Genomic DNA, 20,872 nt, shown 5'->3' on the forward strand with positions numbered 1-20,872 from the left:
TGCGGTGACGGGCCTCCGGGGCCGGTTGTGTGGACTGCTGACGCTTTACGTCCACACAATGTTCGACCGTCCCCTACGGGTTCCAAGGGCCCCTGGTTCCCTCAACGCCCACCCCCACCCACCTCTTCCCACTCCACTCACGGCGTACGAGGCGCCGCAAAGCGCGCAACGGCGAGCAACTCCCGCGGCGGGACAAACAGGTACGTGGGAGGTTAAAGCCGCCGCAAGAGGTGGGCCAGGCGGTCGGCGCGGGAGTGGCCCAGGGCGCGCCAGGGGCCGGCGGCCAGGCGGTCCGTCAGGCGCTCGATCGCCTGGTGTTCGTCACGGCCGCGGGCGGTCGCGGTGCCGTCCGGGGTGATCCAGCCGCGCGCGGCGAGGCGATGGCGGGCGTCGCGCCGTTCCTGTGCGCTCCAGCCGCGCGCGGCGAATTCGGTGTCGGAAGCGGCCCCGATCGCCGCGACCGACACCAGGGCCTCGCACGGGTCCAGCCCGCACGTCAGCAGCGCCGCCACATGGCCGTCGCCGCGGTGCTCCCGGATGACGGTCGCGGCCTGCCAGAGGACCAGGTGGGGGGCCTCCGGCCAGGGCAGGTCGAGGTTGGCGGCGGCCAGCGGGTGGCCGGCCGGGCCGGCGTTCTCGGCGGCCTGGCGGGCGAGCCGGGCCGCCTCCGTGAGCTGAGCGGTGGTCAGCCGGCCGTCGATGAGGGCGGTCAGTGCGCGGTCCATGGCCAGCAGCCGGGCGTCCAGCACCTTGGCCGGTTCCGCGACCGTCCAGATCTGCGGGACGTAGCGGGCGACCAGGCGTGGGCTGAAGGTGTAGAACGTGGCGGTCACCAGCTCGGGCCCGGCGGCGCCGAGGGGAGCCGTCCGCCAGGCGAAGTAGCTGGGCCAGCGGGAGGCGACGTCGTAACCGAGGTCCGCCGCGACCTGACGGGCCTCGGGCGCGGAGTACAGCAAGGCGTGCAGTGGCTCCAGCAGATGCCACATCCGGCGGGCGACCGAAAGGTATTCCGACATCGCGTTACCTCATGGGCTACAGGTGCGCGCAGACAGGGAGTTGACCGGGGCCGGTCCAACGGGGCCGGGGCGCGGCCGCCGGCCGGCGGCGTGGGGAGGGGTCCGTCGGAACCCCGTGCCGGACGAAAAGCCGTGCGAAATAGTGACTTCCCCGATTACGGCGCGTGAATCCAGCGCGCAGAAGGCAACTCTGTGTAGTGGGCGGTGTGTTGGGTCCGTGCCGCGGGCCTGGTGGGCCCGGTGGGTGGCGGTGGGGGGTGGGGTGCGCTTTCGGCCGCGGGTGCGCAGGAGGTGGCGGCGGGCTCCTGGGGCCGGTGTGACGGCAATCCCGGGCGCGCCGCCGCCGTGGGGCTTCGGGGGCGGTGGGCTACCGCTCCGGGTCCGTCGTGGGCGGGTGCTGGTCCGGGTGCCGGAGCAGGGCGCCGATGTGGGCGGCGGCGGCCGACAGGCGGCGGCGTGATTCGCTGAACTGCTCGGGCGTGACACCGTGATCGCGGGCGGCGTCCCGCAGGTCGTCGCGGAAGCGGTCCAGCAGCCGGTCGAAGTCGCGGGCCGGGTCACCGCTGACCGGCTCCTTCGCCCACTCGGGGGCAGGCGGCGCCGCGGACGCGGTGGACTGCTGGGGGTGCTCGGTGTCCTCCTTGGTGAGGTCGATGCGTTCGACCGTCACCTCGGAGCCGTCGTCGGGGGCGGACGGTCCGGCGGGGCGGTCCTCCGCGGGCCGTTCGCCGGTGAACCGGCCGACCTCGCGGGACACCTCGGACAGCGCCTCCCGCACCACGCCCGACCAGTCGCCCGACCGCACCGCCCCCTGGGCCTGGTCCTGGACGCGCTTGATGACCCGCTGGATCTCCTCGCGTGCGAAGACCTGAGCCTCCCGGGCCTGCTTACGGGCGCGCTGGGCGTCCTGCCGGGCCCGCTTGCTCTCCTCCTTGGCCCGCCGGGCCTGTTCCTTCCACTCCTCCTTGGCGCGCCGGAACTCCTCCTTCGCCTGCCGCCAGGCTTCCTTGTCGCCGAAGGCGCCGTCGAAGTAGTCCGAAGGCTCCGGGAACGGCCGTCCGGCGCCGGCGCGTCCGGCGCTCCCCGTGGCGCCGTTCTTCCCGCCGCCGCCGGGTCCGCCCCCCGTGGACGCGCCGGCACGGGCCTGCTGGGCGGCCTCGCGCATCTCGCGGCGCAGGTCGCGCGCCGAGCCGTTCACGTCCTCGCGGATGTCGGAGGCCAGCGCGGCGACCGACTCCCTTATCTCCAGTTCCAGATCGGCCAGTTCGCCACCGCGGTCGGCGAGCTCGGCCCGTCCGGTGTCGGTGATCGAATAGACCTTGCGGCCGCCCTCGGTCGCGTGCGTCACCAGGCCCTCGGCCTCCAGCTTGGCCAGCCGGGGGTAGACCGTGCCGGCGGAGGGGGCGTAGAGGCCCTGGAAGCGTTCCTCCAGGAGGCGGATGATCTCGTAGCCGTGCCGCGGGGCCTCGTCCAGCAGCTTGAGGAGATACAGGCGCAGGCGGCCATGGGCGAAGACGGGGGGCATGCTCAGAGCACCTTCTTCTCGGCGGGCGGGTCGGCGGGGGAGTCCTCGTAGGCGGGGCGGCGCAGCAGGGCCAGTCCGCCGGAGATCGTGGTGACCTTGAGGCGGCCGGTGCCCGCGCCCAGCGATCCGGTGATCCTCTTGGCGCCCCACTGACCGCTGACCCGGAGGTCGTCGAAGGCGTTGGAGACCGTGCCGGTCGTGGTGTTGGCCTCGACCCTGGCGTCGGCCGGGTCGGGCAACCGGATGGCGACCTCGCCGGAGACCGTGGTGAGGGTGATGTCGGCGCCCTTGCCGGGGTCGAGGTCCAGGACCATGTCGCCGCTGACGGAGTCCGCGCGCACCGCGCCGCCCGCGCCGTCGATCACCGTCAGGTCGCCCGAGACGGAGTTGAACCGCAGCTCCCCCTGGAGCGACTGGACCTCGACGTTGCCGGAGACCGTGTCCGCCCGCACTCCACCGGTCAGGCCGACCAGCGTGATGTCGCCGGAGATGCCGCGGACGTCCGTACGCCCCGAGATCCCGGAGACCACCGCACTGGCGCCGATCACCCCGACCTCGACCCGGGTGCCGGCCGGCACCGCCACCGAGACCACCGCGCTGCGCTGCCATCCCTTGCGGTCGAGGAACTTCATGAACCCCTTCCAGGGCAGGTCCTCGTATGCGACGGAGAGGGTGCCGCCGTCGAAGGAGACGGTCAGGGGCGGCCCGTGCAGCTCGCTGATCTCCAGGCGTGGGGGGCTGCCGTCGGAGGTGCCGACGACGTTGACCGTGCCGCCCACCAGGCGGACGTTGAGCCCGCGGACGGAGTCCGGGATCTCCAGCGTGCGCGGTGCGGTCACCTCGATCGGATTCTGCGACCACGCGGTCCGGGCTGACATTCCTGGCCTCCCCTGGATAGCCGTGCAACGCAACATATCGCGTCCTCAACAGACACGATATATCGCGGCTTCGGGAAGTCAAGCGGCCCCGACCCTGACCCGTCCCCTGCTCGCCCCCTACGTCATCCCTGGTCGTTGTCCCTTACGGCGTTCTCAACGGTGCCCTCTGTGGCGTCCTCTGCGGTGTTCTTCGCGGTGCTCTTTGCGGCGTTCTCGCGCCGTACGGTCCTCCCCGTGCCGTACGGCGCCCCCGCTCCGCCCCGCCGCTCCTCTTCCTCGTCCGCCAGTCGTTCCTCGGCTGCCGGTCGTTGCTCGCCGGTCAGTCCTCTACTCGTCGTCCTCGTCGTCCAGTCGCGCCAGCCAGGTGGCCAGCCGCTCCACCGGAACCTCGAAGTCCGGGTTCAGGTCGACGAACGTGCGCAGCTGGTCGGCCACCCAGCCGAGGGTGACCTCCTCCTCGCCGCGCCGGTTCTCCAGCTCCTCGATGCCACGGTCAGTGAAATACACGCGCTCTCCACCAGGGGTCATGGGTCATTCCCGGCCAGGATAGGCAGGCCCACGGACCTCTCGCGCCCCAGCCGCCCGGGGGCTAGCCTGATCACCTGTCAGCGGTCCTGCGGCAATCGGCGAATTGCCGTCCAGGGGGAGCAGGAGGCCGTGATGCAAGATCGCGCACAGCGCATCGAACTGCCCGACGGGACGGAGGTCTGGGCCCGGGTCTCCCGGCTGGACGCCCCCGGGCTCGACGGGACCGACCCACTGCACGGGGACGAGGACGGGGACTTCGAGGACGTCGGCGCCTGGGACGCGCTGGGCGCCCGGGTGGAGGGCCTCCGTGAGGTGATCGGCGGGGTCGCCGCCAGCGTCCGCCAGGCCACCGCGCGGGTCGCGCCGCACGAGACCAGCGTGACCTTCGGTGTGGAACTGTCCGCGAAACCGGGCAAGGCGGTCGCCCTGCTCGCCGACGGGGAGGCCAAGACCAACCTCTCCGTCACCCTCACCTGGCGGCAGGACCGGCAGGACCGGCAGGACCGGCAGGACCGGCAGGACCGGCAGGGCGGCCGGGACCAGCAGGGTGACCAAGGCCGGCAGGGCGACCAGGACCGGCAGCCCGGACAGGACCACGGCGGCGGCGCACATCAGCCGGAACCTCCGGCCGCACCACAGCCGGAACCTCAGGCCGCACCTCCGGCCGCACCGCAGGCGCAACCCCCGGCCGGCCGCCGGGAGCTCGATGACGCGGGCCGCTGATGGCGACCGCCGAGGGACGTACCGCTGACCGCGGCGACCGCGCCCGGTACGCCCAGCTCCTGGAGCACGCCGGCCGCACCACCGTCGCGCTGCGCGCGGCACCGGGCGCAGTCGACGCCCGGCTGTGGGGCAGCGGGGTGCTGATCGCCCCGGGGTGGGTCCTGACCTGCGCACACGTCCTCGCGGCGAGCGACGGGCGGCGCCGCGAGACCGGTCCGGACGGGGTCTTCGGGGTGGCGTTCGGCGGCCGGGTGGAGCCCGCGCACCTGGTGTACGACCTGAGCCGGCCCGCCCCGGAGGCGGGACCCGGCGCGGCCCGCGCCGATCTCGCCCTCGTGCGCCTGCTCGACCCGGAGGCCGACCATCCGTGCGCCTGGCTGAGCGACCAGCCGGCGACGCTCTTGGAGGACGCCTACATCTTCCGCGGACACGACCGGTCCGGCGGGCCGGAATCGTCGGCGGCCGCCGGTGCCGGGCCCGTGGGCTTCGCCGCCGAGGAACGCGTACTACGTGAGTCGGCGGTGGTCGGGCCGGCCGGGGCGCCGGGTCCGTCCGCCGCGGTGGACTCGTTCATCGCCGTCCGGTTCGGTGCCCGGGACGCCCGGGGGCTCCAGTTCGGCAGCGATGTCCGGGTCAGCCCCGGGGCGTCCGGCGGGCCGCTGATCGACTGTGACCGCGGTGAGGTCGTCGGCATCGTCAAGGGCCGCCACCAGCAGGACCACGTGGGCCTCGCGGTGCCGGTCACCGCGCTGCGCGGGCTGGGCCCGGAGCATCTGGTGGCCGGCGCCGAGGGGCTCGGGCCCGAGCCGTACCACGCGCTGATGGGGCTGCACGACCGCTGGCACTGGACCGGACAGGACCTCGCCCGGGCCGGCGGGCCCACCTGGTTCGACGCGCAGCACGCCATCATGGCGGGCCGCGGCCGCCTCTGGGGCGTCCAGGAGCGGCTGCAGGCCCTGGACCTGCTCGCCCGGCTGCCCGCACCGCGCGACCCGCTGCTCGTCGAGGCGGCGGTCGACGAGGCGCTGGAACGCGGCGAACGGCCCGGCGCCTGGTCGCTGCGCACCTGGCGTGACGGGCACGGCGCGCTCTACCAGGGCAGCGACCCGTACACGGAACTCCGCGCCTTCGTGCACTACCTGCGGATCGTGGCCCAGCGGACCGCCGACGAGGTGCGGGACGTACCGGGCGAGGAGGCCGCCGCGGTCCGCGAAGGCACGGCCAGGCTCGCGGAGTTCGTCCAGGCCAGGGCGGTCGTCCTGCAGCCGCAGGACCGCCGCCGGATAGGTCCGGTGCGCCGCCGCCCGCGCTCCGTCCTCGTCGAGTTCGAGCCGCTCTTCTACGACGAGAACGGCCATGAGCTCTACAACTGGTCGGTCAGCGAGGGCTACGGCCGGGGGCAGTGGCTGCGGGTGGACGTCCAGGAGTCGGCCGGCGGGGTGCCGTTCGAGGAGGCGCGCGAGCAGGTGCTGCGACGGCTCGGCGGGCGGCTGCTGCGGGCCGACGGGGACGCCGGGCCGGGCGCCCGGGTGCGGCTGGAGGTCGCCGTCCCCGAAGGGCGCTGGCACACCGCCGCCGGCCACTGGGAGGTCGCCGCGTCGACCCGGCGCACCGCCCGCCTGCGGCCGGTGGGTCCCGGCCGGGCCGTGGTCCTGCGTGACCAGGGCCGGCGCGAGGAGGTCGATCCGGCCTGGCTGCGCCGCTGGCAGGGCATGACCGCCGCCCCCGCGCTGACGGCGTTGCGCATCCCGCCCACGGGCGCCGGCGTGCGCCCCGGTGGCTCCGCCGAGGCGGTCTGGCGGCTGCTGGAGACGGCGGAGGACGGGGCGCTGCCCGCGCTGTGCCGGACGGTCGCCGACGGGTTCGGCCGGGACGCGGTCGGGGTGGCCCTGGACACCGGCTTCCCGGCCGGGCTGTGGCCGGCCCGCGGCCACGGCGAGGAGCGGGAGTGCGACGCCGCCTGCGAGGAATTCCACCGCGGCGTACGGGAGTTGCTGCAGGGCTCGGGCGGCCTGGTCCGGCTCCCCGAACTCGTCCGGCAGCTGCGCGCCAAGGCCGCCGAGGCGGCGGAGGAGGGCAGTCACTGGGCGCGGGACCTGATCCTCCTCTACGACGACCCGGAGGACCCGCTGCCCCCGCTCTTCCCGGACCGGCCGCAGGTGTCCCCGGGGTGAGCGGGGGAGCATTCGACGGCGTGCGCCGGGTGGCCGATGCCGTGCCCCCCTTCCGTGCCCCCGCCCGGCGCGCAGCGCCCCGCCTGCGACCCGCGAGACCGGAAACCGCCCCGTGCGCTTCCGTAGGGATGGGTACTGTCATAGCTTCGTGGAAGACTTGTTCGTGGACGATGTGGCGCAACCACGCGACGGCGGACGGCAGTTCGGCGTGGCCCGGATGCGTGCGCGTGACGATGTGAGCGGGACGACGTGAGGGTGCGCCGCGCGGTGGCGCGATGACGTGACCGAAGGTACCGACCCGGTCCGGCGACGAGGAGTTCCGACGTGAGCGACTGGCTCATCTACCGTGGCGCGGGAGCACCGCACGACGGAATTGAGCACCTTCCGCCGCCACCCCCTTGGCGTGATTTCGACGGCGGCCCCCTGGTGGCGCCGCCGGCCGCGCTCGACCCCGCCTCCGAGCGCAGGCTCGGCGTGCAGCACCGCGAGGCCAGCCACCACCGCCCCGGCGAGACCGAGCGCGAGCTGGTCAACGCCGCGCTCTACCTGCGCCGGCCGCTGCTGGTGACCGGTGCCCCGGGCAGCGGCAAGAGCACCCTCGCGCATTCGGTCGCGTACGAGCTCGGCCTCGGCCGGGTGCTCAGCTGGCCGGTGGTCAGCCGCAGCACGCTCCGCGACGGCCTGTACGACTACGACGCCATCGGCCGGCTCCAGGACCTCCAGATCGCCCGGGCCGCCCCGTCGCCCGCCGCGGACGGCGGCGCCGCCGGAGGGGCCGACGAGGACGGCACCGGCGAACCGGGCGGCGGGATCGGCCGCTACATCCGCCTCGGCCCGCTCGGCACGGCCCTGTTGCCGGCCGCCCGGCCCCGGGTCCTGCTCGTCGACGAGCTCGACAAGAGCGACATCGACCTGCCCAACGACCTCCTCAACGTCCTGGAAGAAGGAGAGTTCCGGATCCCGGAGCTGGAGCGGCTGGCCGGATCCGCGCCCGAGGTGGCGGTGCTCACCGACGACGGCGCGCGGGTGACGGTCCGCGGCGGCCGGGTGCGCTGCCACGCCTTCCCCTTCATCGTCCTCACCAGCAACGGGGAGCGCGACTTCCCGGCGCCCCTGCTGCGCCGCTGCATCCACCTCCACATACCGGCGCCCGACAAGGAGCGGCTGGCCGCCATGGTGCGGGCCCACTTCGGCGAGGGCGCGGCCGAGCGCTACGAATCCGTGATCGACCGCTTCCTGGACCGCGAGCCCGGTGACGTACGCGCCGTCGACCAGCTCTTCAACGCCATCCACCTGACCCAGAAGGCCGGCTGGACGGACCAGGACGAGGAGGAGACCCGGCGGCGACTGACGGCGGAGCTGATGCGGCCTCTCGATCGGACGAGGTGAGTGCGGTGCCCCTCGGGGAGCCCGGTCCAGGCCCCCTCGACGAGCTCGTCGCCCGGCTGACCGCGGCGGGGCTGCCGCCCGATGCCCGGGGCATGGCCGACGCCCTCTGGCTCGCCCAGTGGATCACCCCGGAACCGTCGACTGCCCAGGGGACGGACGAGGGCGGCGGGACGGGTGGGGCCGACGGTGCCCACGGGGCCAAAGGCGCCGGTGCCGACCGCCGTCCCGACCGTGCGGATCCGGCCACTTTCCGGGTGGGTCCTCCCGTATCACCGGGCCTGGAGGGCGGTACGGGGGCGCCCTTCGACGGCGACCGCTCTCCGGATCCGGCCGCCGGTGAGGCCGCGTCCGCCGCCGCCCTCCGGGAGGCCGCCCGGCGCGGCCTCGCGGAGCTGCTGCCCGCCCGGCACGAGCGGAGCACCGACCCGGACCGCTACCGCCTCGGCGAGGTCGCGGTCCCGATCGCCTCCGCCTTTCCCGGACTCCTGCCGCTGCAGCGCGCCCTCCGGCCGGTCCAGCGCTACCGCCCGCCGACCGCCCCGGCCCGCCGCAAGCTGGACGAGCGGGCCACCGCCGAACTCTCCGCGCACGCCGAGATGGTCATCCCGGTGCTGCGCGGGGTGCACCGCCGCACGGCCGGGCTCCGGCTGCTGATGGACGGCTCGTCCTCGATGGCCGTATGGGAGCAGATGCTGCACGACCTGCGCCAGGTCTGCGAGCGGGTGGGCGCCTTCCGGGACGTCACGGTCCACTACCTCCATCCGCACGGCGCGGACGTCGGCGTCACCGCGGCCCCCGGCCCGGGCCGTCCGCTGCGCCCCGCCGACCAGCTGCACGACCCGACGGGCCACCACCTCACCCTCGTCGTCAGCGACTGCGCCGGCCCCCTCTGGCACGACGGCCGGATGCAGCGGCTGCTCTACCGCTGGGCGGCCGACGCCCCGCTCGCCGTCGTCCAGCCGCTGCCGCAGCGGATGTGGGGGCGGACGCTGCTGCCCGCCGTCGCCGGCACCCTGGTCCGGCGCCAGGGCCCGTACCAGCCCCTCGACTTCCGGCCCGCCCGGCGCCGTCGCCGGCCCGCCCCGCCCCCGGGCACGGAGACCGAGCCGCCGCGCGAGCGCGCCGTCCCGGTGCTCGCCGCCACCCCGTCCGCGCTGGGCTCCTGGGCCCGGCTGGCCGCCGCCGACGCCGGTCTCTCGCTGCGCGGCGCGGCCTCCGTCGTCCGCGCCGACCACGGCGCCGAACCGCGCTCCGGCCCGCCGCCCACGCCCGGGAGCGGCGAACCGTCCCGGATGGTCCGGGAGTTCGACCGGCAGGCCTCGCCGGCCGCCCGGCTGCTCGCGGTGCACCTCTCGGCGGTGCCGCTCGCGCTGCCCGTCATCCAGCTCGTGCAGCGCGCGATGCTGCCGCAGACCGGGCCGGCCGAGCTGGCCGAGGTGCTGCTGAGCGGGCTGGTCACCCAGGTACCGCCGGAGGAGTTCCCGCCGGGCGAGCGCGCCCCGGGCGCCGGACCGCCGGAGGAGCAGCTCGCCGCGACCGGCCCCTGGTACGACTTCGTGCCCGGCGTACGGGACGAACTCCTCGCCCGGCTGAGCGCGGGCGAGGCCGCGCTGGTTCTCAAGCACTGCTCGCTCTACATCGAGCGCACCTTCGGCCGCAGCGCCCGCAATTTTCCCGCGGTCGCGGTGGCCATGCTCTCCGGCAGCGGCCGGGAGCCGGAGACCGGCCGGCGCGCGGTCCCCGAACCGTTCGCCCGGGTCTCCGAACGCGTACTGCGCCGCTTCGAACCGGCGCTGCGCCCGCCCGACCGGCGGCCGTACGCCTCCGACGGCCCGGCGGCGGAGGGCGCCGCCCTCCTGGAGCGCTACGAACAGGACCGCGCCGTCCGCGATCTGATCGAGGCGGTCCGGCTGCTGCGGGCCGCGGCGGAACGCCTCCCTCCGGCCGGCACGGACCTCGCCCGGGCTCTGCTGCACGCCTGGGCGGAATGGCGCCAGCCGGACGCCCTGGAGGAAGCGGAACGTGCGGTGCGCGCGGCCGAACGGGCCCTGGGAGCGGCGCCCCCCGCGGACACCGCGGAACGCGACGGCTCCCGGCAGGACTCTCGGGACGGCTCCGGGCCCGGCTCCCGGGACGACGACGCGGGGGCGGTCGAGCGGACGCGTGTGCTGATCGTGCTCGGCCGGGTCGCCCACGCCCGGGCCCGGGAGCGCCGCGCCGCCGGTGACCCGGCCGGGGAGCGCACCGCGCTCGCCGAGGCCGCCCGCCAACTGGACGCCGCCTGCGGGCTGATGAGCCTGCTCGACCCCCGGGTGCTGGAGAGCATGGTGCTGCGCACCGAGGTCCTCCGCCGCCTGGCCGCCCTGCCGGACACGGCCGCCCCGCCGGAAACGAGCAGCTCGCCCGGGCCGGGCGCCCCGGCCGGACCGAGCGCCTCGCCCGGGCCGGCCACCTCGCCCGAAACGGCCGCCACCCCCGGAGCACCTGCCGCCCAGGAGCCCGGCGCGACCCTCGCGCCGCCCGGCCGCGCCGGTGCGGAGGGGGCCGCGGGACAACCGCCGCCCCCGGACCCGCTCGACGAGGCGGAGCGTTCCCTCACCACGCTCCTCGACCGCTGGCCCAGCGGGGAGCAGGTCCCCGGCGAGGTCTACGCCGCCCGCGGCGGGGTGCTGCTCGACCAGGCCCGCCGGGCCGCCGCCCGCCGGCCCGAGGAGCCCGGCGCGGCCCGTCCCGCCGAGGCGCTCGCGGTGCGCGCCGCCGACGACCTCGACACCGCCACCGTTCTGCTGCGCCGCCGCGGCAGCGACGCCGACCGCCTGGTGTGCGAGACGCTGCTCGACCTCGCGGCGGCCCGCCGGCTGGGCGGCGGCGCGGGGCTGCCGTCCGTGCTCCCCACCCTGGAGCGGGCCCGGGCGATCGCGCAGGCCCTCGGCGACCCGGCACTGGAGGCCGACAGCCTGCGCCGGATCGCCGCCGCGCAGCGCGGCGTTCACACCCGTACGGGTGCCGTCACGGCCCTGGACGCGGCGATCGACGCGCTGGCCGCCGCGCTCCGGCTGACCGCCCCCGACAGCCCCGTACACAGCTCGCTGCTCGCCGAACGCGGTGCCGCGCTGCTGCTGCGGGCCCGCCAGGAGCCCGCCGGGGAACCCGGCCGGCGGCTGGCCGACGAGGCGGTGCACGTCCTGCGCGAGGCGCTGGCCAGGGTCGCGCCGCAGGACCCCGACCTCGGCAGTCACCGGTTGCTGTTCGGCCGGGCGCTGCGGCTGCGCCACGAGCGCCGGCCCTCGGTCGCCGATCTGCACGAGGCCGACTGGGTCCTGGAACTGGCCGCCCGGGGCGCCGGGGTGCCGGACGTGGTGTGTGCCGAGGCGTGGATCGAGGTCGGCGACGTACAACTGCTGCTGGACCGCCGGTTCGGCTCCCGCGAGCGCCACGACCGCGCCGCCGCCTGCTACCGCCGCGCCGCCGCGGCCGCCGGCCGGGCCGGCAGCGCCCTGCTGGCCGCCCGCGCCCACCACCGCCGGGCCGAGGTCCTCGAAGTCACCGCCGGCCCCCGCTCCGCGCTCCAGGCCTACCGCGAGAGCTGGGAACACTGGCAGCGCACCGCCGCCGACCCCGGCCCCGAGGCGCAGCGCACCCGCGCCCGGATGCGCGCCCTCGAATCCCCCGCCTGAGCCCCCCGCACCCCCGGCCGGCCGCCCGGCCGCCGCCCCCCGCACGTGTTTCCGTGGAACGGAGTCCGGGAACACCCCCGTCCAGCCGGCCAGAGGAGAGCAGCGTGGCGAACACCCCCCGCACCGAACCGGCTGCGGCCGCCCCGCCCGGGCCGTCGGCCGAGCCGCTGCCGGATTTCGCGGCGGTCGATGTGGGTTCGCTGGCGGCGCGTACGGACCACGCGGTGCTCGGCGAGGTCGCGGCCCTGCTGCTGCGCAACTGGCCCAAGGGGGACGAGGCCGTGGCGTATTACGAGGACGGCCCCGGCAACTGGCTGCGCTGAACGGCCGGACGGACCTCCTCCGCGCCGTCCGGGCGCGTGGGCACCGATTTTTGGGCAAACGCGCACGGAATCCGGCCAGTTGTCCGGACGATTCGATTCTTCGATCGAGGGCTGCGTCATGTAGCAGGAAGTGGACGGGAACTGACGGCCAGGTTGCGCCGGTCCCGTACCTCGACGCTGCATACGGGGCAGGGGGGCGACGCCGTGGCGGGGGAGACGACCGGCCGGAGCACCGTCGTGCCGTTCCGCCAGTTCGTCCTGAAGGTCCACAGCCGCTGCAACCTCGCCTGCACCTACTGCTACATCTACGCCGGCCCCGACCGGAGCTGGCGCGAACGCCCGCGGACCGTCCCGGCCGCCACCGTGCGGCAGACCGCCCTGCGCATCGCCGAACACGCCCGCACCCACCGGCTCCGCGAGATCCGCGTCGACCTGCACGGCGGGGAGCCGCTGCTCACCGGCCCCGGCCCGCTCCTCGACCAGGCCGCCGCCGTACGCGCCGCGCTGCCCGCCGGCTGCACCGTCCACTTCGGCGTCCAGACCAACGGGACGCGGCTCACCCCGGACACCGTCGACGCGCTCGCCGGCGCGGGCTTCCGCATCGGCCTCAGCCTCGACGGCGGCACCCCCGGCCTCAACCGCCGCCGCCTCGACCACGCCGGCCGGCCCTCGTGGCCCGCGGTCTCCCGCGCCGTGGCACTGCTCCGCGGCCGCCCCGACGTGTTCGCCGGGATCCTGTGCACCATCGACGCCACCGCGGACCCCGCCGAGGTCTACGGCTCACTACGCGCACTGGACGCGCCGATGCTCGACTTCCTGCTGCCGCACGCCAACTGGTCCAGCCCGCCCCCGGCCGCCCTCCCCGGGGACGGCCCCCGGCGGCCCGTCCCGCCCGGACCCGCCGGCCGCTCCCCGTACGGCGACTGGCTGTGCACCGTCTTCGACCTGTGGTGGGACGGCGGCCCCGGGCCCCGGGTACGGGTCTTCACCGAAATCCTCGGCCTCCTGCTGGGACGCCCCAGCACCAGCGAGTCGGTCGGCCTCTCCCCGGTCGTCGCCCTGATCGTCGACACCGACGGCGCCATCGAACAGGTCGACTCGCTCAAATCCGCCTACGAGGGCGCCGCCGCCACCGGCCTCGACGTCTTCCGCCACAGCTTCGACCAGGCCCTCGCGCACCCCGGCATGGCCGCCCGCCGCAGCGGCCGGGACGGGCTCGCCGCCCAGTGCCGGAGCTGCGCCCTGGTCGAGGTCTGCGGCGGCGGCAACTACGCCCACCGCTACCGCGCCGACACCGGCGGCTTCACCAACCCGTCGGTGTACTGCGCCGACCTGGAACGCCTGATACGGCACATCGCCGCCCGGCTGGCCGCCACCGTTTCCCCAACTGACGGTCCGCCCACCTGACCTGACGCACTGTCGTCATCCGGAGCACCACTTCGGCTATCGTGCGAAAGAACCAGGGCGTGCCCGATGGCCCCCCGCCGCACGCGCGCACCATCGCATCTCAGGGAGACGGTCGCATGGTCGATCAGTCCATTTCCGCTGGTTCCGCTGGTTCCGCCGGTTCCGCCGGCTCGTCCGGTGCTGCCGTTTCCCCCGGCCCGTCCGGCCCGGCCGGCTCCGCCGAGCACATCACCATCAGCTACGCGGGCTTCGCCCGGCCCTGGGCCGCGTGGATCTCCCACCAGCTGGAGCAGCAGGGCCACGGCACGACACTGCTCCGCTGGGACCCGCACGTCGACACCGCCCTGGTCGAGGAGCTGTCGGGCCTGCTGGAGGCCGAGGGCCGGCTGCTGATGGTGCTCGACGACTGGTACTTCCGGCTCGGCCCCAAGACGCAGGACGAGTGGACCGCCGCGCTGCGCGAGGTGGTGCCGCCGCACGCCGACCGGTTCGCCGCGGTGAGCGTGGCCACCCAGAGCCTCCCGGCCACCGCCTCCCTGCTGCGGCCCACAGACCTGCGCGACCTGGACGCCCAGGAGGCCCACCGCCGGGTCCTCACCCGGCTGGGCATCGCCGCCCCGCCGCGCACCGTGGACGAGAACGGCCCCGGTGAGCCGCGCTTCCCGAACAACCCGCCCGAGGTGTGGAACATCCCGCGCCGCAACAACCGCTTCACCGGCCGCGACCACGTCCTCGAAGAGCTCTACGGCAAGCTGGCCGGCACCGCGGTGACCGCGGCGCCGCCGCTGGAGACCCGGCTCGCGCTGTACGGCACCTCCGGCGTCGGCAAGAGCCAGATCGCCGCCGAATACGCCCACCGCTTCGGCAACGACTACGACGTCGTGTGGTGGATCAGCGCCACCAACCGCGGCGCCGCCCGCGAACAGCTCGCCGAACTCGCCACCCGCCTCGGGCTCCCCGTCGGCCGCGAGCTGGGAGACCGGATCCGCGCCGTCCACGAAGCGCTGCGCATCGGCCGCCCGTACCGCCGATGGCTGCTGATCTTCGACAGTGCCGACGACATGGAGCAGATCGAGGACCTGATCCCGGACGGCCGGGGCCACGTCCTGATCACCACGCTCACCCGCGACTGGTCCGGCTCCGGCAGCGCCCAGGAGATCGAGGTGCTGCCGTTCACCCGGGTCGAGTCCGTCGCCTACGCCCGCCGGCGGGCACCGCGGCTGACACCGGTCGAGGCCGACATGCTCTCCGACGCCGTCCAGGACCTGCCGCTGCTGCTCGCCCAGACGGCCGCCTGGCTCGACGCCAACCCGATGTCCCCCAAGGAGTACATCGAGCTGATCCGGCGCGGCGAGCCCAGCCTCGTCGGCATCCGGATCTCCTCCGACTACCCGATGGCCTTCCAGACCAGCTGGGCCATAACTCTCAACACGCTGCGCGAGCGCAGCCCCGCGGCGGTCGAACTCCTCAAGCTGTTCGCCTTCTTCGCCCCCGACGCCATCCCCGTCCCGATGCTCGCCAAGGCCCGCCGCGGTGACCTGCCCGAGCACCTGGCCGACCTGGCCGCCGAGCCGATCAGCTGGAACACCGCGCTGCGCCGGCTGACCGAGTCCACCGCCGTCCGCCTCGACTACCAGGTCACCCAGGACTCCGACCCGGCCGTGGAGACCGCGCTGATGCACCGGCTCTACCACCGGTTCCTGCGCAGCGACATGACCGAGGACGAGCGCGACCTGATGGCCGCGACAGCCTGCCGGGTGCTGGTCACCGCCGACCCGCAGAACCCCTCCGACACCCGCTGCTGGGAGCGCTACGCCGAACTCATCCCGCACCTGGAGCCCGCCGGGGTCCTCGACAGCGCCGATCCGGCCGTCCAGCAGCTGCTGCTCAACTGCGTCGAATACCTCCGGGTCCGCGGCGAGTACCGGATCGGACTGCGGCTGTGCGAGCAGTTCATGTCCCGCTGGCAATCCCGCCTGGAGCCCACCCAGCGCACCATGCTCGTGCTCACCCACCAGCACGCCAACATGCTGCGCAGGCTCGGCCGCTACCGCGAGGCCGAGGCGGTCGGCAGCGCCGTCGTCGACCAGCTCGCCGCCGAGCGCCACCCCTCCGACGCCGACCTGCTGCGCGCCCAGGACGGCCTCGCCGGCACCCTGATCGCCCTCGGCTCCTACGAGCAGGCGTACGAACTCTTCGACGCCGTCTGGCGGGCCTACACCGCTCTGCTCGGACCCGAGGCGCCGCGCACCCTCTCCTCCCGGCACAACCTCGGCAACGTGCTCGCGCTGCTCGGCCGCTACGAGGAAGCCCTGGTCACCCACCGCGAGGTGCTGGCCTTCCGGGAGCGCGAACTGCGCGCCCGGCACCACCTCACGCTCAACGCGGGCACCGCCTACGCCCGGGTGCTGCGCCTGCTGGGCCGCTACCGCGACGCCACCTCCAGCCAGGAGCTCAACGCCCGGCTGCACCTGGCGGTGATGGGCGCGCACACGCCCCAGACGCTGCGCGCCGAGCACAACCTCGCGCTGTGCTGGCGCCGCTCCGGCGAGGTCACCAAGGCCGCCGCCCTGATGGCCGACCTCGTCGAGCGCTCCCGCCGGGTCCAGGGCCCCCGCCACCCGGAGACCCTGATGGTCCGTGCCGACCACGCCACCTTCCTGCGGGAACACGGCGACCTCGGGCAGGCCCGTGACCTCGCGGAGGAGGTTGCCGAGCGCTATCAGGCGCTGGCCGGCGAACGGCACCCGTACACCGTCGGCACCCTGGGGAACGTCGGGCTGGTGCGCGCGGGGTTCGGGGAGGTGGCGGAGGCGCTGGACCTCGCCGAGCGGGCCCTTGCCGGGATGACCGCGGCCATGGGCCCGGACCACCCGTGGACGCTGGGCTGTGCGCTGAACGCCGCGGCCGCCCGCAGCCGGGCCGACGACGAGGAGAGCGCGGTGGAACTGGGCCGCGACATCCTGGAGCGGGCCAAGGTGACGCTGGGCGACCTGCACCCGCTGACCCTCTCCGCGAAGACGGCGCTGGCCGAGGACCTGCGCGCACTGCGCCGCCGCGGCCAGGAGGCGGCGAAGCTGGAGCAGGAGGCCATCGCGCAGCTCTCCGAGACGCTGGGCGCCGACCACCCGCACACCCTCTCCGCCCGCCGCCGCCGGCGCCCGTACTGGGACTTCGAGCCGCAGCCCGTATGACGCCTCTCCCGGTACGGCGAAGGGCCCGCCCCCGAGGGGGACGGGCCCTTCCGCTTGTGCCTGTCGGTCCGGTGACGCCTACGCGTCGAAGACCTCCGCGACCAGCTGGGCCTGTTCGGCCTGGTGGCGCTTGGCGGAGCCGACGGCCGGGGACGAGGAGTGCGGGCGCGAGATGCGCCGCAGCCGCTCGCCGTGCGGGACGTCGGCACCGACCGCCAGGTCGAGGTGGTCGATCAGGTTCAGACCGAGGAACGGCCAGGCACCCTGGTTCGCCGGCTCTTCCTGCGCCCACAGGTACTTCTCGGCGTTCGGGAACTTGGCGATCTCCGCCTGGAGTTCCTTGCCGGGCAGCGGGTAGAGCCGCTCGATGCGGACGATCGCCGTGTCCTGCGCGCCGCGCTTCTGCCGCTCGGCGTCCAGGTCGTAGTAGACCTTGCCGGAGCAGAAGACGACCTTGCGGACGTCCTCGGGCGTGACCGTGGAGTCGCCGATCACCGGGCGGAAGCCGCCCGAGGTGAACTCCTCCGTCTTCGACGCCGCGGCCTTCAGACGCAGCATCGACTTCGGGGTGAAGACGATGAGCGGCTTGTGGTGCGGGTTGTGCACCTGCCAGCGCAGCAGGTGGAAGTAGTTGGAGGGCAGCGTCGGCGCCGCCACGGTCATGTTGTTCTGCGCGCAGAGCTGCAGGAACCGCTCGATCCGGGCCGAGGAGTGGTCCGGGCCCTGGCCCTCGTAGCCGTGCGGCAGGAGCAGGGTGACGCCGGAGGTCTGGCCCCACTTCTGCTCGGCCGAGGAGATGAACTCGTCGACGACGGTCTGCGCGCCGTTGACGAAGTCACCGAACTGGGCCTCCCACATGACCAGCGCCTCGGGGCGGGCCAGCGAGTAGCCGTACTCGAAGCCCATCGCCGCGTACTCGCTCAGCAGCGAGTCGTAGACGTTGAAGCGGGCCTGGTCCTCGGAGAGGTAGAGCAGCGGGGTGTAGTCCTCGCCGGTCTCGCGGTCGATGAGCACCGCGTGCCGCTGGCCGAACGTACCGCGGCGGGAGTCCTGGCCGGCGAGCCGGACCGTGGTGCCCTCCATCAGCAGCGAACCGATGGCGAGGGTCTCGCCCATGCCCCAGTCGATGGCGTCGTCCTCGACCTGGGCCGCGCGGCGCTGCAGCTGGGGCAGCAGACGCGGGTGCACGGTGATGTGCTCGGGGATGTTGACCTGCGACTCGGCGATCCGCTTGACGACCTCCTGGGAGATCGCGGTGTCGACGAAGACCGGGAACTCCGCCTTGGGCTGCGGCACCTCGGGGGCGGCCGGGGCCGTCGTGGCGTCGCGGACCTCGGTGAAGACCTTCTCCAGCTGGCCCTGGAAGTCCTGGAGCGCCTGCTCCGCCTCTTCGAGGGTGATGTCACCACGGCCGATCAGCGACTCGGTGTAGAGCTTGCGCACCGAGCGCTTCTTGTCGATCAGGTCGTACATCAGCGGCTGGGTGAAGGCCGGGTTGTCCGACTCGTTGTGGCCGCGGCGGCGGTAGCAGATCAGGTCGATGACCACGTCCTTGTTGAACGCCTGGCGGAACTCGAAGGCCAGACGGGCGACGCGGACGACGGCCTCGGGGTCGTCACCGTTCACGTGGAAGATCGGCGCCTCGATCATGCGGGCCACGTCGGTGGCGTACATGGAGGAGCGCGACGACTCCGGGGCGGCGGTGAAGCCGACCTGGTTGTTGATGACGACGTGCACCGTGCCGCCGGTGCGGTAGCCGCGCAGCTGGGACATGTTCAGCGTCTCGGCGACCACGCCCTGGCCGGCGAACGCCGCGTCACCGTGCAGCTGGATCGGCAGGACGGTGAAGTCCGTGCCGCCCTTGCCGATGATGTCCTGCTTGGCGCGCGCGACACCCTCGACGACCGGGTCCACGGCCTCCAGGTGGGAGGGGTTGGCGGTCAGCGAGACCTTGATCTGCTCGCCGTCCAGGCCGGTGAAGGTGCCCTCGGCGCCCAGGTGGTACTTCACGTCGCCGGAGCCGTGCATCGACTTCGGGTCGAGGTTGCCCTCGAACTCGCGGAAGATCTGCGCGTAGGACTTGCCGACGATGTTGGCGAGGACGTTGAGGCGGCCGCGGTGGGCCATGCCGATGACGACCTCGTCCAGCCGCGACTCGGCCGCGGAGTCGATGACCGCGTCCAGCAGCGGGATGACGGACTCGCCGCCCTCCAGCGAGAAGCGCTTCTGGCCGACGTACTTGGTCTGCAGGAACGTCTCGAACGCCTCGGCGGAGTTCAGCCGGCGCAGGATGCGCAGCTGCTCCTCGCGCTCGGGCGACTTGTGCTGGCGCTCGACCCGGTCCTGGATCCACTTGCGCTGCTTGGGGTCCTGGATGTGCATGAACTCGATGCCGGTGGTGCGGCAGTACGAGTCACGCAGCACGCCCAGGATGTCGCGCAGCTTCATCATGGACTTGCCGGCGAAGCCGCCGACCGCGAACTCCCGCTCCAGGTCCCACAGGGTGAGGCCGTGCTCGGTGATGTCGAGGTCGGGGTGCTTGCGCTGGTGGTACTCCAGCGGGTCGGTGTCGGCCATGACGTGGCCGCGGACCCGGTAGGAGTGGATCAGCTCGAAGACCCGGGCGGCCTTGGTGACGTCGTCGTCGTGCGACGCGTCGATGTCGCGCATCCAGCGGATCGGCTCGTAGGGGATCCGCAGCGACTTGAAGATCTCGTCGTAGAAGTCGTTCTCGCCGAGCAGCAGCTGGCTCATGATGCGCAGGAACTCGCCGGAGGCGGCGCCCTGGATCACGCGGTGGTCATAGGTGCTGGTCAGCGTCATGACCTTGGAGATGCCCATCTTGTTCAGGGCGTCCTGCGAGGTGCCCTGGAACTCGGCGGGGTAGTCCATGGCGCCTACGCCCATGATCATCGACTGGCCGGGCATCAGGCGCGGCACGGAGTGGACCGTGCCGATGCCGCCGGGGTTGGTCAGCGACGCGGTGACTCCGGTGAAGTCGTCCATCGTCAGCTTGTTGTCCCGGGCCCGGCGGACGATGTCCTCGTAGGCCTGCCAGAACTCGAAGAACGAGAGCGTCTCGGCCTTCTTGATGGCCGCGACGACCAGCTGGCGCTCGCCGCTCGGCTTCACCAGGTCGATGGCCAGGCCGAGGTTGACGTGCTCGGGCTTGACCAGGGTCGGCTTGCCGTCCTTCTGCGCGAAGGAGTAGTTCATCGACGGCATGGCCTTGAGGGCCTGCACCATCGCGTACCCGATGAGGTGGGTGAAGGAGACCTTCCCGCCCCGGGCGCGCTTGAGGTGGTTGTTGATGACGATGCGGTTGTCGAAGAGCAGCTTCACCGGGACCGCGCGGACGGACGTGGCCGTCGGCAGCTCCAGGGAGGCGTTCATGTTCTTCGCGACCGCGGCCGACGGGCCGCGCAGGGTGACGAACTCGGGACCGGCGGCCGGGGCCTCGCCGTCGGCCTTCGCGGCAGCCGGCTTCGCGACGGCCGGCTTGGGCGCGGGCTTCGCGGCGGCGGGCTTGGCGTCGGCGGGCTTGGCCGGCGCGGGCTTGGCGGGAGCCGGGGCGCTCGCGGCCGGGGTGGCCGGCGCGGCGGCGGGCTTCGGCCCGTCCGCGGCGGGGACCGCGGGGGACGACTGGGCCGGGGCGGGCGCGGCGGGGGCGGGGGCCTCCGCCGGCGTGCTCGGCGCGGTGGCGCCGCCCGGCTTGTAGTCGGCGAAGAAGTCCCACCAGGCTCGGTCTACCGAGTTCGGGTCCTGGAGGTACTGCTGGTAGATCTCGTCGACGAGCCACTCATTGGGGCCGAACGCAGCAGCAGGGCTCTTGCCCTGCCCCGCTTGATCGGCCTCGTTCGAGATGCTCGAAGTGTTGGGGGACTGTAGCGACACGGCGGCAACCGCCCTCTTCCGCTTCCTAAGGTGGTGGACAGCGGGAATAAAGGCTACGCCTCTTGTGACCTTTGGTGCAGTCCGGGAGGGCCACTCGTCGCGCACGTCACATTCACCGAAGGGTTTCAGGGCATGACTTGGCGG

Annotated in this window: 11 protein-coding genes and 1 pseudogene; 7 read left to right on the forward strand and 5 right to left on the reverse strand. The window is 74.0% G+C overall.

What is annotated here, in order from left to right:
- Positions 1-224: 224 nt before the first annotated feature.
- The 4 genes and pseudogenes from IG62_RS0131920 to IG62_RS0131935 form a co-directional block, all read right to left on the reverse strand.
- A pseudogene (locus IG62_RS0131920) lies at positions 225-1,016 on the reverse strand (SCO6745 family protein); the annotation flags it as partial.
- Positions 1,017-1,383: 367 nt separating this feature from the next.
- Positions 1,384-2,541 (reverse strand): PadR family transcriptional regulator, encoded by a 1,158-nt coding sequence (locus IG62_RS0131925; protein ID WP_030811335.1) that lies wholly within the window; start codon positions 2,539-2,541, stop codon positions 1,384-1,386.
- Between the two features lie 2 nt (positions 2,542-2,543).
- Complete coding sequence (locus IG62_RS0131930; RefSeq protein ID WP_051798875.1) at positions 2,544-3,419, reverse strand: DUF4097 family beta strand repeat-containing protein; 876 nt, start codon at positions 3,417-3,419, stop codon at positions 2,544-2,546.
- Between the two features lie 327 nt (positions 3,420-3,746).
- Positions 3,747-3,926 (reverse strand): DUF6104 family protein, encoded by a 180-nt coding sequence (locus tag IG62_RS0131935; protein WP_030811338.1) that lies wholly within the window; start codon positions 3,924-3,926, stop codon positions 3,747-3,749.
- Positions 3,927-4,079: 153 nt separating this feature from the next.
- On the opposite strand from IG62_RS0131935, the gene IG62_RS49210 reads away from it, so the two are divergent.
- From IG62_RS49210 to fxsT, 7 genes are all read left to right on the forward strand, one after another.
- Complete coding sequence (locus tag IG62_RS49210) at positions 4,080-4,670, forward strand: CU044_2847 family protein (protein ID WP_030811341.1); 591 nt, start codon at positions 4,080-4,082, stop codon at positions 4,668-4,670.
- Positions 4,670-6,844 (forward strand): trypsin-like peptidase domain-containing protein, encoded by a 2,175-nt coding sequence (locus IG62_RS0131945; RefSeq protein WP_030811344.1) that lies wholly within the window; start codon positions 4,670-4,672, stop codon positions 6,842-6,844. Before IG62_RS49210 ends, IG62_RS0131945 begins: the two co-directional genes overlap by 1 nt.
- 324 nt (positions 6,845-7,168) lie before the next feature.
- Positions 7,169-8,233 carry an AAA family ATPase gene (locus IG62_RS0131950; RefSeq protein WP_030811347.1) on the forward strand — a complete coding sequence of 355 codons (1,065 nt, stop codon included), beginning with the start codon at positions 7,169-7,171 and terminating at the stop codon, positions 8,231-8,233.
- A 5-nt stretch (positions 8,234-8,238) separates the two neighbouring features.
- Positions 8,239-11,910: an SAV_2336 N-terminal domain-related protein gene (locus IG62_RS0131955; RefSeq protein ID WP_030811350.1), complete on the forward strand. Its 3,672-nt coding sequence runs from the start codon at positions 8,239-8,241 to the stop codon at positions 11,908-11,910.
- Positions 11,911-12,014: 104 nt separating this feature from the next.
- Positions 12,015-12,233 carry a YxD-tail cyclophane-containing RiPP peptide gene (locus tag IG62_RS0131960; RefSeq protein ID WP_030811353.1) on the forward strand — a complete coding sequence of 73 codons (219 nt, stop codon included), beginning with the start codon at positions 12,015-12,017 and terminating at the stop codon, positions 12,231-12,233.
- A gap of 204 nt (positions 12,234-12,437) precedes the next feature.
- Positions 12,438-13,640: an FxsB family cyclophane-forming radical SAM/SPASM peptide maturase gene (locus IG62_RS0131970; RefSeq protein WP_030811356.1), complete on the forward strand. Its 1,203-nt coding sequence runs from the start codon at positions 12,438-12,440 to the stop codon at positions 13,638-13,640.
- A 116-nt stretch (positions 13,641-13,756) separates the two neighbouring features.
- On the forward strand, positions 13,757-16,834 hold the full coding sequence (fxsT, locus tag IG62_RS0131975) for an FxSxx-COOH system tetratricopeptide repeat protein (RefSeq protein WP_234326829.1): 3,078 nt from the start codon (positions 13,757-13,759) through the stop codon (positions 16,832-16,834).
- A 78-nt stretch (positions 16,835-16,912) separates the two neighbouring features.
- On the opposite strand, the gene IG62_RS0131980 is transcribed toward fxsT, so the two are convergent.
- Positions 16,913-20,728: a multifunctional oxoglutarate decarboxylase/oxoglutarate dehydrogenase thiamine pyrophosphate-binding subunit/dihydrolipoyllysine-residue succinyltransferase subunit gene (locus IG62_RS0131980; protein WP_030811362.1), complete on the reverse strand. Its 3,816-nt coding sequence runs from the start codon at positions 20,726-20,728 to the stop codon at positions 16,913-16,915.
- Positions 20,729-20,872: the final 144 nt, after the last annotated feature.

This window comes from Streptomyces sp. NRRL S-337, from assembly GCF_000720175.1.
Classification (GTDB): Bacteria; Actinomycetota; Actinomycetes; order Streptomycetales; family Streptomycetaceae; genus Streptomyces; species Streptomyces siderophoricus.